This is a genomic window from Pseudomonas sp. PICF141 (assembly GCF_002286815.1).
Taxonomy (GTDB): domain Bacteria; phylum Pseudomonadota; class Gammaproteobacteria; order Pseudomonadales; family Pseudomonadaceae; genus Aquipseudomonas.
Genome location: NZ_MUNM01000019.1, coordinates 53,974 through 68,240, shown reverse-complemented (window position 1 = coordinate 68,240; position 14,267 = coordinate 53,974). Strand labels below are relative to the sequence as shown.

Annotated in this window: 12 protein-coding genes and 1 pseudogene; 7 read left to right on the top strand and 6 right to left on the bottom strand. The window is 58.0% G+C overall.

Annotation, left to right across the window (positions count from 1 at the left end):
- Window positions 1-191 precede the first annotated feature (191 nt).
- From BZL43_RS02270 to BZL43_RS02260, 3 genes are read left to right on the top strand one after another with little or no spacing between them, the layout of a single operon-like run.
- A complete protein-coding gene (locus BZL43_RS02270) occupies window positions 192-851 on the top strand; it encodes a paraquat-inducible protein A (RefSeq protein WP_095630801.1) in 660 nt (219 codons plus the stop codon).
- On the top strand, window positions 838-1,461 hold the full coding sequence (locus tag BZL43_RS02265; protein ID WP_095630800.1) for a paraquat-inducible protein A: 624 nt from the start codon (window positions 838-840) through the stop codon (window positions 1,459-1,461). The genes BZL43_RS02270 and BZL43_RS02265 overlap by 14 nt, the downstream gene beginning before the upstream one ends.
- Window positions 1,454-3,757: a PqiB family protein gene (locus BZL43_RS02260; RefSeq protein WP_095630799.1), complete on the top strand. Its 2,304-nt coding sequence runs from the start codon at window positions 1,454-1,456 to the stop codon at window positions 3,755-3,757. Before BZL43_RS02265 ends, BZL43_RS02260 begins: the two co-directional genes overlap by 8 nt.
- Window positions 3,758-3,871: 114 nt before the next feature.
- Here BZL43_RS02260 and mksF read toward each other — a convergent pair whose 3' ends face one another.
- Genes mksF through mksB form a run of 3 tightly spaced genes read right to left on the bottom strand, consistent with a single transcriptional unit; the run spans window position 3,872 to window position 8,677 of the window.
- Complete coding sequence (gene mksF, locus BZL43_RS02255) at window positions 3,872-6,712, bottom strand: Mks condensin complex protein MksF (protein WP_095630798.1); 2,841 nt, start codon at window positions 6,710-6,712, stop codon at window positions 3,872-3,874.
- Window positions 6,709-7,410, bottom strand: coding sequence for an Mks condensin complex protein MksE (gene mksE, locus BZL43_RS02250; RefSeq protein WP_095630797.1), 702 nt, complete (start codon window positions 7,408-7,410; stop codon window positions 6,709-6,711). The genes mksF and mksE overlap by 4 nt, the downstream gene beginning before the upstream one ends.
- Window positions 7,400-8,677 (bottom strand): Mks condensin complex protein MksB, encoded by a 1,278-nt coding sequence (mksB, locus tag BZL43_RS02245; protein WP_168185053.1) that lies wholly within the window; start codon window positions 8,675-8,677, stop codon window positions 7,400-7,402. Before mksB ends, mksE begins: the two co-directional genes overlap by 11 nt.
- 206 nt (window positions 8,678-8,883) lie before the next feature.
- Here mksB and BZL43_RS02240 point away from each other — a divergent pair, with 206 nt between their 5' ends.
- A complete protein-coding gene (locus tag BZL43_RS02240) occupies window positions 8,884-9,624 on the top strand; it encodes an energy transducer TonB (protein ID WP_095630795.1) in 741 nt (246 codons plus the stop codon).
- A complete protein-coding gene (gene rimI, locus BZL43_RS02235; RefSeq protein WP_095630794.1) occupies window positions 9,617-10,069 on the top strand; it encodes a ribosomal protein S18-alanine N-acetyltransferase in 453 nt (150 codons plus the stop codon). The genes BZL43_RS02240 and rimI overlap by 8 nt, the downstream gene beginning before the upstream one ends.
- Before the next feature lie 54 nt (window positions 10,070-10,123).
- Here the strand turns inward: rimI and BZL43_RS02230 are convergent, their stop codons facing one another.
- Window positions 10,124-10,528: a serine kinase/phosphatase gene (locus tag BZL43_RS02230; protein WP_095630793.1), complete on the bottom strand. Its 405-nt coding sequence runs from the start codon at window positions 10,526-10,528 to the stop codon at window positions 10,124-10,126.
- A 175-nt stretch (window positions 10,529-10,703) separates the two neighbouring features.
- Between BZL43_RS02230 and can the strand changes: the two genes are divergently transcribed.
- Window positions 10,704-11,348 carry a carbonate dehydratase gene (gene can, locus BZL43_RS02225; RefSeq protein ID WP_095630792.1) on the top strand — a complete coding sequence of 215 codons (645 nt, stop codon included), beginning with the start codon at window positions 10,704-10,706 and terminating at the stop codon, window positions 11,346-11,348.
- A gap of 7 nt (window positions 11,349-11,355) precedes the next feature.
- Here the strand turns inward: can and BZL43_RS02220 are convergent, their stop codons facing one another.
- A complete protein-coding gene (locus BZL43_RS02220) occupies window positions 11,356-11,880 on the bottom strand; it encodes an SET domain-containing protein (protein WP_095630791.1) in 525 nt (174 codons plus the stop codon).
- A 180-nt stretch (window positions 11,881-12,060) separates the two neighbouring features.
- A complete protein-coding gene (locus BZL43_RS02215) occupies window positions 12,061-13,233 on the bottom strand; it encodes a hypothetical protein (RefSeq protein WP_095630790.1) in 1,173 nt (390 codons plus the stop codon).
- 175 nt (window positions 13,234-13,408) lie between these two features.
- Between BZL43_RS02215 and BZL43_RS28760 the strand changes: the two are divergent.
- Window positions 13,409-14,233: pseudogene (locus BZL43_RS28760) on the top strand (PAS domain-containing protein); the annotation flags it as partial.
- Window positions 14,234-14,267: the final 34 nt, after the last annotated feature.

Here is a 14,267-nt window from a genome sequence, read left to right as displayed (position 1 = left end):
GTGGGGTTTCCCCATGTGAGAGTAGGTCATCGTCAAGATCAAATTCCGAAACCCCTATCTGCATCTGCAGGTAGGGGTTTTGTTTTGTCCGCAGGAAAAGAACCAACCCTTACGACACAGCACAAATTTGCACAGTTATTTTCGAGTCAGGACACTAGAATAGGTCCAACTTATTTGGAGCCAGAGTCTTTATGCCAGATCCGGTTGACACCCCAGGGCTGTCAGATTTACCGCTGGACGAGTTGGTTGCGTGTCATGAGTGCGACTTGCTGATGCGCAAGCCTGAGCTTGCTCATGGTGAGAAAGCCATCTGTGTACGCTGCGGATATGAGCTGTATGCCCATCGACACAATGTCGTGCAGCGCAGTCTCGCCTTGGTCATTGCCGCGCTGTTGTTGTTTATCCCGGCGAACTTTTTACCCATCATGCAGCTCCATCTACTCGGACAGTCGTCGCACGATACTGTCTGGAGTGGCGTTGTCGGTCTGTTCGATACCGGCATGCGAGGCGTAGCGGCAGTGGTATTCCTTTGCAGCATGGGGATTCCGCTGCTCAAACTACTTTGCCAGTTGTTCGTGTTGCTGAGTATTCGCTTCGATATTGGACGCAGTTATGGCCTGCTGCTCTACCGCATTTATCACCATCTACGGGACTGGGGGATGCTCGAGGTTTACCTCATGGGCGTACTGGTTGCGATCGTCAAATTGGCCGATATGGCGGCGATCACCATAGGTCTTGGTCTGGCATGCTTCATCAGCTTGTTGTTGGTTCAGGTCTGGCTGGAAGTGGTGATGTCACCGCATCAGATCTGGCAGGCGTTATCAGGAGAAGATGCCCATGCGGGCGATTGATGCAGGCATTCTTGTTTGTGCCGAATGCCACGAGTTGAATAAACAGGAAGCCGATACTGACGAGCAGGTATGCACTCGCTGCGGTGCGTTGGTTCACGCCCGCCGCCCAAACAGCCTGATGCGGACCTGGGCATTGCTAATCACGGGGGCGATTATTTACATACCGGCCAACGTGCTACCGATCATGACCATTAACTCCCTGGGGCAGGGCGATCCGAGCACCATTATGTCCGGTGTGATCCAGCTGGTTCAGCACGGCATGATTCCAATCGCCGCCGTGGTTTTTATCGCCAGTATCCTGGTCCCCACGTTCAAGCTGGTAGGCATCGCATTGCTGCTGTTTTCGGTGCAGCGCCGTCAGCCGCTCTCGGCACGCCAGCGCATTCTGATGTACCGCTTTATCGAGTTCATCGGCCGCTGGTCGATGCTGGATATCTTTGTAATCGCCATCCTGGTGGCGGTTGTGAATTTTGGACGGCTTGCCAGCATTGAAGCCAATCTTGGCGCCATCGCCTTCGCCAGTGTGGTGATTCTGACGATGCTTGCCGCAGTAACTTTCGATCCCCGACTGATTTGGGATAACACGGAGTCGGACGACGACCATGACTGATTTGCCTAAAGCTAAAACCCGACCGGCCTCAAACTGGTCAGCCATTTGGGTGTTGCCACTGATCGCCTTGATCATCGGCGGCTGGCTGGGCTGGCGTGCCTATACCGAGACGGGCATCGAGATCCAGGTGCGTTTCGAAAGCGGTGAAGGCATTCAGGCCAACAAGACCGAAGTTGTCTACAAAGGCATGTCGGTCGGAAAGGTGAAAGCTCTCAAACTCGATGACGAAGGCAGCTCCAAGGGAGTGATTGCTACCATCGAAATGAATAAAGACGTGGAGCAATACCTGAGAACCAGCACGCGTTTCTGGCTGGTCAAGCCGAGCGTGAGCCTGGCTGGCATCACGGGGCTGGAGACGTTGGTTTCGGGTAATTACGTGGCCGTCAGCCCGGGCGAAGGCGAGCCGACCCGCAAGTTCAAAGCCCTGGCCCAGGAACCTCCGCTATCAGATGCGCAACCAGGCCTGCACTTGACCATCAAGGCTGATCGCCTCGGCTCGCTGAATCGCGGCAGCCCGGTGTTCTATAAACAGATCCAAGTCGGTCAGATCAAAAGCTATGTGCTGTCCGCAGACCAAAGCACTGTCGAACTCAAAGTCTTCATCGAGCCGACCTACGCCAGCCTGGTGCGTAAACACACGCGTTTCTGGAATGCCAGCGGCATCAGTATCGATGCCAACCTTTCTGGCGTGAAAGTACGTAGCGAGTCCCTCGCCAGCATCGTCGCCGGTGGTATTGCATTTGCCACTCCGGAAAATCGCAAGGACAGCCCGCCTACCGATCCAAGCCTGCCGTTCCGTCTCTATGAGGATTTCGATGCCGCCGCAGCGGGTATTCGGGTCAAAGTCAAACTCAGCGATTTCGAAGGCCTGCAGTCTGGTCGTACGCCGGTGATGTACAAAGGCATCCAGGTCGGCAATTTGAAAACGCTCAAGGTGGATCCGGACCTGTCCAGCGCGACCGCCGAGTTGACGCTCGACCCGCTGGCCGAGGACTACCTGGTCACCGGCACTCAATTCTGGGTGGTAAAACCATCGATTTCGCTCGCCGGTATTACAGGCCTGGAAGCGCTGGTCAAAGGCAACTACATCGCCGTGCGCCCAGGCGACAAGGGCGGTGCGCCGCAGCGCGAGTTTGAAGCGCGGCCCAAGGCGCCGCCGCTGGATCTGCGTTCGCCAGGCCTGCATTTGGTGTTGTTCACCGAAAACCTGGGTTCTCTGGAAGTCGGCAGTCCGATTCTCTATAAACAGGTCAAGGTCGGTTCGGTTCAAAGCTATCAATTCTCCCGCACCAAAAAGCAGTTGGTGATCGGGGTGCATATCGAGAAGGAATACGAAGGACTGGTCAACGCCTCAACGCGTTTCTGGAATGCCAGTGGCATTACGCTCACCGGTGGGCTAACCGGCGGCATCCAGGTCAAAAGTGAGTCGTTGCAGAGCCTGATGGCTGGCGGCATCGCCTTCGAAACCCCGGAAGCCAAGGCGCCGTTGCAAAAGCGAATTCCACGTTTCCGCCTGCATGCCAATTACGATGAGGCAACGCAGAAAGGCACTATGGTCACGATCAAGGTCGATCGCGCCGATGGCCTGCGCAATGGCACGCCGGTTCGATTCAAAGGCCTGGACGTTGGCAAGATCGAGGACGTCGACCTCAGTGATGACCTGCAATCGGTACTACTGACCGCACGAATCACCGAAGTGCCGGAGCGTATCGCTCGAGTCGGCAGTCAGTTCTGGGTGGTTAAACCTGAGCTCGGTCTGATTAAAACCTCGAACCTCGATACGTTGGTCACCGGGCAATACATCGAAGTACAACCGGCGCCGAAGAACCTCGGTCCACAGAAGACTTTCGTGGCCTTGACCAATCCTCCGGAAATTGCCAAGGAAGAGGCTGGTTTAAGCCTGGTGTTGAGCGCTGCTCGTCGGGGTTCTCTGAAGGCTGGCGTCCCCGTCACCTATCGCGAAATCACGGTAGGCAAGGTGACCGGCTATGAACTGGGCCAGACGGCTGATCGCGTGCTGGTGCACATTCTGATTGAACCGAAGTATGCGCCGCTGGTGCGCAGTGGCACGCGGTTCTGGAACACCAGTGGTTTTGGTTTTGATTATGGCTTGTTCAAAGGCGCGACAATACGCACCGAATCGCTGGAGACGCTGGTCCAGGGCGGTATTGCGTTTGCCACACCGGATGGCGACCGCATGGGTGTGCCGGCGAGGCCTGAGCAAACCTTCCCATTGTTCGACCAGTTCGAAGATGAATGGCTGACTTGGGCGCCGAAGATTTCTCTCGGAAAGTAATCCTGGTCGATTGAGAAGACGCCTTCGCGGGCAAGCCTCGCTCCTACAATGAAAAGATAAAAAAAGGCCGCGATCCCATGGGATCGCGGCCTTTTTTGTTGGATTCAAGTCAAATCAGACCGCATCCAGCTCGGGTTCATCAGTATGTACAACAACGGTTGCCTTCACTTCATCGTGGCGACGAATGTACTTCCAGTCTGCTTCGTCGATGTAGATGCCGTTCGGGCCGCTGCCGCCTTCCAGGTCGATGGCGACACTGGCGCAAACTTGCGGCTTCACACTCGCCAGAATCGGCACGAAGCCCAATTGCAGGCTGGTCTCCAGCAGTGCTGCCTGGTTCTTCTCGTCGATGTCCGCCGCCTCGTCGAGGTAGTACGGCAGGCGCACGCGACCGGCCTGGTCGCGGTCCATCAAGTGCAGCAACAAGTACATGTTGGTCAGCGCCTTGATGGTCATGGTGGTGCCGTTGGACGCCGCGCCATCGATGTCGGTGTGGATCACCGGCTGGCCGTTGACCTTGGTGATCTCGAAGGCCAGCTCGAAAAGATCCTTGAGGCCGAGCTGGTTGTGGTTCGCCGCCACCAGCCGCGCGAGGTATTCCTTGGCCTCTTCGTTCTTGTTGTCCTGATCGGCGCTTTGGCTCAGGTCAAAGACGGAAAGGGTTTCGCCTTCTTCGTACTGACCGGCGCTGTGGATGATCTGGTCAATGTGCTTGAGCGCTTCCTTGTTCGGCGCGAGCACGATGCGGAAGCTTTGCAGGTTGGAGACCTGGCGCTTGTTGATCTCGCGGTTGAACAGCGCCAGTTGATGTTCGAGGCTGTCATAGTCGCTGCGAATGTTACGCAGGGTCCGGGCGATGTCGGTGACGGCTGCACGACGGGCCTTGCCGAGGGTCAGCGCTTCATCGGTGCGGTGTGCGTACGCGTTGATCAGCAGTTGCAGGCGACGCTCCATATCGTCTTCGCTGTCGAACTTGGCCACCCCCTTGAGGCGAACCTGTGCGTAGAGCGCGTCGATTTGCCCGTCGCTGCGCAGCAAACCTTGCCAGCTGTCCTGATAGTCGTTGAGCAGCGGCAACAGGTTGTCCATGGAATCATCGACCGGGTCCATGAACGGCGTGCCGAATGGCAGGTCCGCCGGCAACAGCTGACGACGGCGCAGGGCGTCGTCGAGGGTGCGTTGCTTGGCTTCCATGTCGCCGATCTGCCGGCCGACCAGTTGCAGCTTGGCCGACAGTTGCTGGACCCGTTCGGTGAAGGCATCGCTGGAACGCTTCAATTCGTCCTGAGCCGCTTCCATCTGCGCCAGTTGCTCTAGCTTGTCGCCTTCCTCGGCGCTCAGGGTTTGCGTGCGGCGGAAGTCTTCCAGGGCTTTCTGCGCATCCAGCACTTGCTGGTACAGCGCTTCAGTCTGGGTTTTGCTGGCCGCGCGGTCGGCTGCCACCGCAGCTTGAGTTTTCAGCTGCTTGAGTTCTTTTTCCAGGCGGTCTTTCTGATCGCGCAGTGCCGCGCGGTCAGCCAGGGCTTGCAGGGCTGGAGGCTCGATGTGCGAGATGTCGATGGACAGGCCCGGCACTTCGAAGCGCTCGCCTTTGAAACCATCGAGGATCAGTTCCATGGATTTGACCCACTGACCGTCCTCGTCCAGCGTAATGCCGTGTTCACCCAACGGCAGGCTGAACAACGCACTGTTGAACAGGCGCATCAGGCGTTCGACATCCTGTTGCGAGAATTCTTCGCGCAGACGGGCGTAGCTGTTGTTGTCGGCGTGATCGAGTTGTTGCTTGACCGACTTCAGGCGTTTTTCCAGATCCCGCAGGCGTTCTTCCAGGTCTTCAGCACTGAATTGCCGCGACTGCGCCAGCGCACCAGCCAGTTCGTCGTGCGCGTCCTTGGCGGCGAGCAGCTGCTGTTCGAGGACTTTGACGTCATCGACCAGCGCGAAGCGATGCTTGAGTACCGACAACTCGCCGAGCCAGCGCTGGATACCGGTGATTTCCCGCTCCAGACGCATCAGCTCCTGAGTGCCGCCGCGTTGATCGTTTTGCAGCGCGTCCTGCTCGTTGCGGTAGTGCTCGGCCTGAATCGTCAGTTCTTCCTTGCGCGCACTGGCATAATCCGACCAGGTGCCGAGCAGGGAGTCGAGCAGCGGCGACAGGCGATGCAGTTTGCCGCGCAGGATGTCCCGCTGTTTCACGCCGTTGGCCAACGCTTCAACCAATGGGCCGGCAGCGACCAGCGAGTTGTAGTCCTGCTCCATGCGGCGAACATCACGGAAGGCTTCTTCGCACGCGGCGATGTAATCGACACTGCCGGAACGCAGGCTGTGTTCGAAAGCATCGAGGAACAGCTGCTTGAGTTTGGCTGCAGTGATTTCGCGCATGTGCAGCAAGTTGATGAACAGTGCGCGGAAGGTCTTCAGGCTCTGCTCGCTGGTGGAGCGCAGCGGGATCAACGTCAGGTCCAGCGGAATCGAGGTGTGGCCGCCCACCAGCAAACGACGCAGTTCATCCGGCTTGAGTTCATAGGCTTTCAGGCCTTCGCGCTCAAGGTTGGTGAACAGCTCTTTTTGCCGCAGGCAGGTGTCGTCTTTCTGGTAATGGGCCAGATCGAGTTTGCCGGCGTAGGCAAAGAACTGGTGACCGAAACCGCCGCCCGGGCCGCGACCGACCACGCCAATCACGTGTGGGCCGTGGGGCAGGGAGACTTCCACCAGGATGTAACTGGTGTCCGAGGCGAAGTAGAAGCGTCGGGATTGCTCCAGGCTGTACTTGCCGAAACTCATGTCCGACATGCGCGCCAGAATCGGGAACTGCAAGGCGTTGATCGAGGCGGATTTACCGAGGTTGTTCGCTCCGTAAACCGACAGCGGCTCTTCCAGCGGGAACAGGCCGAGGCTGTAACCGGCGGTGTTCAAAAGGGCAAAGCGGCGGATGCCGTAGCGTTCCTTGCTCATGCGTCGGTCTCCTGTTCTTCGGCAATGGCACGGGCCAGGGCGTCTTCTTCGCTTTCTTCAGCGAAGTCACTCAGATCCAGCGGGTCGTCTGTTTGCAGCAGTTTTTCATCGCTGTCGTCATCGATCAGCACGGGCACCGGCAACGGCAGGACGCTGTGCAGACTGGCTGCCAGATCACGGTCCTGCTGAACCGACAGGCACACGTCGAGGAAGCGGTGCATCGGTGGCAGGAAACGGTAAACGCCGTTTTCTTCACCGGCAAAACCGAGCTGAGTCATGCGGCGCATGATTTTTTCCTCGAGTTCTTCGACGGTTTGCACTTCAGCCTGAATGAACAGATCGCGGTACTTTTCCAGTAACGAGGGCAATTCATCGCGGCCGAGACTGCCGCCGTCGAGCACCGCGATCGGGTCGCGGCCCTGGTCGGCCAAGTGCTCGACGAGGATGAAAGTAAACAGTGCCAGGCGCTGTGCAGTCTTGTTCACCGCGGCAGCGGCAAGGTCCGGCACAAAGTAGTAAAAACCGCGGGTGTCGCAGATGAGTTCAAAGCCCAGCGCCTTGAACAGCGTGCGGTACTGGTCCTGGAAGTTCGACAGTTGGGCGTATAGCTCCGGGTCGCGGCGGCTGACGTGGTAACCCTTGAACAGCTCGCGAAAAATCGGCGCCAGCTGGGACAGTTCGGATAGATCAAGATGCATGTGGGATGCTCGCAGAATTCTCGGTGGCGGTGTCGCCGGCCGAGAGCAGGGCGAAGGAGCACAGGCTGACCTGATGCTCGTGAGTATGGTAATCGCGGCGTTCCAGACGCTCGCGCTTGAAGCGTTTCTCCCGCGACAGACGCGAGAACCAATAGAGCAATTCGTCGGTAGCGCCGTCCGGCTCCTGCTCCAGCAGCCAGGTCATCAGGTCCGGCATCGGCAGGGCGTCTTCGCAGCGCTCGAGCATCTCCCGAACGGTACGTGGCGCGCGCGGGGCTTCGCCTTTCTGAGTCTTGTGAGCCTTGGGAAAACGCGCAGGTTTGGGCTCGAAACGGGCCAAGGCGTATACGTAGGCTTCGACCTGACTGGCGTTACCGAGGAAGGTACTTTGCGGACGGGTGAACAGGGGCATCGCGGCTTGCGGTACCGCATCGATACCTTTGCGACGAATCGCCGACAAGGCCAGCGCCGCGCCACGAGTCACGGCGTTGTGCCGACGGGCTTCTTCACGCAGCGGCAGCAACAGTTCACGGGCATGACGCAGAGTCAGTTGGGCGCTGGTCTGCATTTCGAGGATGCGCGCGTGGGTACGCAACAGCATGTCATCGTCGACCAGATGGCCGAGGCGCTGCTGTTCAGTGAGCATCTTCAACAGAACGTTTTCGACCTTGCGCACGCCTTGTTCGAAGGCGCCGTCGGCGTTCACCAACTGAATCATCGGTTCGACGTATTCATCCCAGGTCGCCAGTACTTCAGCGTAGCGCTGACGCAGCGGGATCTGGCGGTCGCTGGTCTTGGCCCGCTCGGCGACGGCCACCAGGGCCTGTTCGTCGTTGGCGAGCTTTTTCAGGACATCCCGCACGCGCATGTCGAGCAAACGCAACTGACGTGCCAGATCGTTGCCGTCGCGAATGTCGAAGGCGTCCTGAATGTAACCGGCCAGGCGTTCGAGATGGCGCAAATAGGCTTCGATCTCCAGGCACAGGCCCAGACGGTGCTCACGGCGCAGGTAAGCGAGGAAGTCGTGGATCTGCGCGTTCAGTTCGAAACGGTTCGGGCTTTTCGCCACGGGAACCAGAATGTCGAGGCGGATCCACACGTCCAGCAAACTGGTAATGTCCTGCGGCGTGCTATCCAGTTGCTGGGCGGCCAGTTGCGTGCGCAGTTCGTTGAGGCTCAGGGTGCCTTGGTCGAAGTGCTCGCACAGTGGCTCCAGAAGTGCCCAGTGTTCAGCGAGGGCGCGCAAGACGCGCTTGGGTTCGATCATCGGAATGGCCGGCTGGTTGGCAATTAAAAGCCGCGATTGTACTGCATCGCAGCCGTGTCGATTCACTCTCGGGACGGACAGTTGGCTTTCTATCGATCAAGCGTGGGCGATCTTGAGCGAAGGGCGGTAGAATCACTGCACTTTAGTTATCCACAAGTGGCCGACCTTTGCTTATCGAGTCCCGTCGCCGCGCTTATTTGACCGCCATGCAGGTGGTCAACTGGCTGCCGCGTACCGAATTGCCCTTTGCTGCGCCCTCGCGGCCCGAACTGCTGGAGATGCCCGAGCCGTTGGTCGTCGCCCCGGTTGCGCCTGCTCCGGTGGCGCCGGCGCCCGTGGAACCTGCGGCCAAACCGGCTGAGCGGGTGAAAATCGAAGTGCCGCGGCCATCGTTGGCCAGCACCCGCACGAACGCCAAGGTCGAAGAGGAGCAGGCTCCGGTCGCGGTCAAGGCGCCGGTCGTGCCGCCACCGCGTTTTGCCCTTCAATTGCTGCGCGCAGGTCGCTGCCTGTTGCTGGTGGAGTTACCCACAGGCGAAAGCTTCCAGACCCGCGATCCTGCCTATCTTTTGCTCAAGGACATGCTGCGCGCCGCCGGTCTGCCAGACAGCCCGCAGATCGTCGGCGAGCCGGTGCGCTGGCCGCTGCTGGCTCGCGGCACTCTGGATCAAGGGCCGGAAGCGGCTCGGGATTTCGTACAAGGCTTTCTGTCAGCCCGTCTCGAAGATGCGCCGTGCGTCTGCCTGTGGCTGATCGGCTTGCCGGCGGTGCGTTTTGCCGGTGAAGCCAACGCCGAATCCTTCAACCGTGAACTGCAGGTCGAAGGCCTGGGTTCGGTCTGGGCCCTGCCGGGTCTGGAATTATTAATGGAAGAGCCACAGCGTAAGGCTGAAGTCTGGCAAGCCATGCGTCGGCTGATGGCGCGCTGGAAAGAATCGAATGAGTGACGCCGTATCGTTCCGCCCGATGACCGAGGCGGACCTGGACACTGTACTGAAAATTGAATACGCGGCTTACAGCCACCCCTGGACCCGCGGGATTTTTCTCGACGGCCTGGGCAAGTACCAGATCTGGCTGATGTTCGAGGGGCAGCAACAGGTCGGCCACGGCGTGGTGCAGATCATTCTCGACGAGGCGCATTTGCTGAACATCACCGTCAAACCGGAAAACCAGGGCCGAGGCTTGGGTTTGACGCTGCTGGAGCACTTGATGTCGGTTGCCTGCAAGGCCGAGGCACGGGAATGTTTTCTGGAAGTGCGCGACAGCAACCGGGCGGCATTTCGCTTGTATGAGCGGTATGGGTTCAACGAAATCGGACGTCGGCGCGATTACTACCCGGCAGTGGGTGGGCGTGAGGATGCGGTCGTCATGGCCTGCACCTTGGTTGACTGAAACGCAGGAGCTGCCTTCGGCAGCTCCTGCATTGGAACCTGGTCAGATCTTAGATCAACGCTTGCCATCCATTGGATCGTGCCGCGCCAATTCCGCTTCATCCAGCCCATCGCCTCCGCCGATGTCGTCTTCATCGACAATGCTCAAATCCCAATCCGCCTGGCCGCCTTCCCCTTCTTCATGGGCATCCCGCGCGCCATCTTCGCGGATCAAGGTTTCCGGGCTCATGTCATCGTCGGTGGACTCATGGTCATCGGTCGAGCCGCCGGTCATGCCAGCTTCACGGACGCGTTCCTCGGGCATCTTCTGCGCACGCTCGCGTTCGGGAATCAGGTCACCGATTCTGGAACCCGGTTCTTCCTCGTCGAAATCCAGCTCACGCACTGAGCCCATGCGGTCTTCGTTGTCGTCGATGGGCTCGGGTTGCGCCTTATCGAACGGACGTCGTGAGTCAGTCATGGCATTTCCTCATACTGTAGGCCTTGCTACAGTTGACCCGCTGGGCTGGCGAGAATTCCACCTGCATGAAGCATCGGATAGCCATTAACTGCAGCATGGGAGATATTCATCTTGCGCGTGACCCGGATAGACGGTTGTCTGTCAAAGCAGCGCATCATTATCGAGGCTTCATTGCATGAACGAATTACAAGATCTGATTGATAACAATGAGCGCTGGGCCGACGCGATCACCCAGGAAGATCCTGATTTCTTCGCTAAGCTGGCCCGTCAACAAACCCCGGAATACCTGTGGATCGGTTGCTCCGATGCCCGCGTGCCGGCCAATGAAATCGTCGGCATGCTGCCGGGCGATCTGTTTGTACACCGCAACGTGGCCAACGTTGTACTGCACACCGACCTCAATTGCCTGTCGGTGATTCAGTACGCGGTTGACGTACTCAAAGTCAAACACATCCTGGTCACCGGCCACTACGGTTGCGGCGGTGTGCGCGCCTCGATGCAGGACCGTCAATTCGGCTTGATCGACGGCTGGTTGCGTTCGATTCGTGACCTTTATTACGAAAAACGCGAAGAGCTGGCCAAGTTACCCACCGAAGAAGAGCGGGTCGACCGCCTCTGCGAACTCAATGTGATTCAGCAGGTGGCCAACGTCGGTCATACCAGCATTGTGCAAAACGCCTGGCACCGCGGTCAGAAACTATCGGTCCATGGATGCATCTATGGCATCAAGGATGGTCGCTGGAAAAGCCTGAACGCCACCATCAGCGGTTTCGAACAGTTGCCTGCGCAGTACCGTTTGCGTCCGGTCGAGGCGTTGTAAAAACCTCTCAGATGACGCTTCGTCGACGCCAGTGTTGGAAAAACTGTTCGCCATTGGCATTCGGCGACTCGTCATAACCGATGATCCAGCCACGGCAGCACGGACAACCGCAGCGGCAGGCGAACTGCCGCAGCAGCTTGTCTTCTGTCGCGGCGAAATCCATCGTCAGCCGGTCACCTTTTTTGATGTCCTTGAGGGCCCATATCCACAGTTCGCTCATGTCGAGAAAGACGTTGGGGTCGCAGGAATGGCTCAGTAGACCGCAAAAACGCGGATCGTAAACGTGGATCCCTGGTGCCATCTGACGGGTGTGTCGGCAGCGATAGGGCAACAGATGTCCAGAAACCCTGCAGATTCGGCTGATGCGGGGGAATTCGCGCAAGGCCATGACAGCTATTGCTGATCCCTGGGCGTTGCAGATGATTTCAAAGTCATCTTTGGAGGGGAATCCAAGGCGAAGGGGCAACTCTACAAACGGATAGATGCCATTTGATGGCGGTGGGGGTATTGCCTGTTCTGCATGGGTTCTCATAACAATCCTTGTCAGTCGAGTGCTACGACCGCTGTCTACTGACATCCTGTCAGCCCTGCAGCACATTGGGTACGCTCCAAGCCTCTCGCAAATGAAACAAACGGTCTACTGTCAGATATGACAGCGAAAAAGGCTCTTCCCCGCGTCAGCCATGGCTCACGCGGGGAGGACTTTCTTCGTTTACAAGTGTGGGGCAGGGGCGGAGGTCGCAAGAGACGGGCTCTTCAGCTGTTTCAGCTGGGATTTGACGGCCGTTGTTGTGCATTTCGCCACGGCCTGTTCAGGCGTCAGGTTGCGGATTGAGGTGTAGAATAGTTCGCAGGTTTTTTCTTTCTGGGTCACTTGCCAGGTCTGAGTACAGCTTTTCAGCTGAACGTCAGGGTCAGTACCCGGCTTGCTGCCCATTCCAGCCTGCCAGCACGCGGCGCTCAAATCCTGCCCCATGACTTTCAGCCCCGCGGCATCGGCTTTGGCCTGTGCATCGTCGCCGCTATAAGCCTCTGGGTCGGCGGCATACCAGATGTAGCTCGGGTGATTGGAACCCAGTACCGGTACCGCTACACCCTTGCTTGGGATGATGGTTGCCAGGCCCAGCACGTCTACGGTCGGCCCATATTGTTGTTTGATCCAGTTACGTACGGGGGCGCCAAAGGCGACCATCGGCAATACAGCGCCGCTGGCGTTCTGGCTGACTTCCTTGACCATGGTGGTCTGGTAATCGTTGAAGTAGCCATAAACGCCTTCGAGGTCCTTACCGGCGCTGGATGGCGCGGCAATCGGCGCGATGTCGATGATGGTCTGATAGCCCGGTGTCTGGTCGGCGGGGATGCCGTTGGCTGTCAGCAGCGTGGCCCAACGGTCGGTGGTCTTGGATTCCAGGTAGTCCTGGGCTTGGGTCAGCGAATAATCCGGGGGGAAGTGCAGCAGTTCGATGCTTTTGCGATTTTCCAGCGCCATGCCCAGCGGCAGGAACAAGTACCAGTTATAGGTCCATTTGCCATCGGCACTCAATTTACTGGCGCCGTTGTAAGCCAGATCTCCGGCATTGAGCAACGCGGTCAGTGGCTTTTCATAACCTTCGGGCACACCGCTGATAGCGGCGTAGAGTTGGTTGTTGTCGGTTTTGACCACTACTTTTGCGGTGTTGTAGCCATCGCGTTGTACGCTTTGGGTCAGGTAGTGCTCGACGGTCTGTTCCAGTGTCCAGTTGCGATAGCAGATGACATTGCAGTTGTTGGGGTAGGCGAACAATCGGGTAACACGCTCAGTGCTGCCCAGATTCAGATCGACATCGGCGTGAGCGGCGGCACTCAGGGTCAGTGCGGCCAGGGTGAGTCCTGTAAGTTTTAACATGCTCAGATCCTTTTCAGCGTGAGCCCTCGGAGGCGGGGCGGCTACATACTGAAACTAGTTGTGTCGAACGGTCCAGTACTCATGTGAAAGATCACCGCTTCATTGATCCCGATACCTCGCGACTATTTTTGTAGGACAACCCTGAAACACTCTTCAGAAAATATCTCCAAGGCCGATGGCTAGGCTGTATGCAGCTTTTTATCTCTGTCCATCGGTGCTTCCCATGTTCAACAAACGCTTGAAGCAGGAGCTGTCGGCTCTTCGCGAAGAACTCTCCAGCCTTCAGCAAGTCAAGGAGAGCCTGGACAGTGAAATGCTGGTCCTGACTCTTGATTCCGATGGCAGGATTCAATCGGCCAACCAGAACTTCATGGGTGAAATGCTCTACAAGGGCAACGAACTGATCGGCCGGCACCTCGAAGACATCGTCCCGGCTCATGTGAAATCGGACGAGTTCCACCGCCGCTTCAAGACTGCGCTGACCCGTGGCGAGCATTTTGCCGGCACGGTTCGTTTATTACGGGGCACTGGTGCCGAAGCCTGGCTGCGGTCGATCATGCAGCCGGTGCGCTCCGCGGACGGCCGGATCAAAAATTTCTCGATTTATTCCAGCGACCTGACCCGCACCATCGAAGCGTCTCGTGAACATGAGAATCTGATCGGCGCGCTAGTGCGCTCGACGGCGGTCATCGAGTTCGACCTCAATGGCAACGTGCTGATGGCCAACGAGCGGTTTCTCACTGGCATGGGTTACAGTCTGGCGCAGGTCCAAGGCAAGCATCACCGCATTTTCTGTGAGCCTGAGGAATACAACAGCGCCGAGTATCAAAACTTCTGGCGCCGCTTGAACGCCGGCGAATTTGTGGCCGATCGTTTCAAGCGTATCGATAGCCACGGTCGCGTGGTCTGGCTGGAGGCGTCCTACAACCCGGTGGTCGATGCCAACAACAAGCTCTACAAAGTGGTCAAGTTCGCGACGGTGATAACCGACCAGGTCAATCAGGAGCAGGCCGTCGCCGAAGCGGCCAACATCG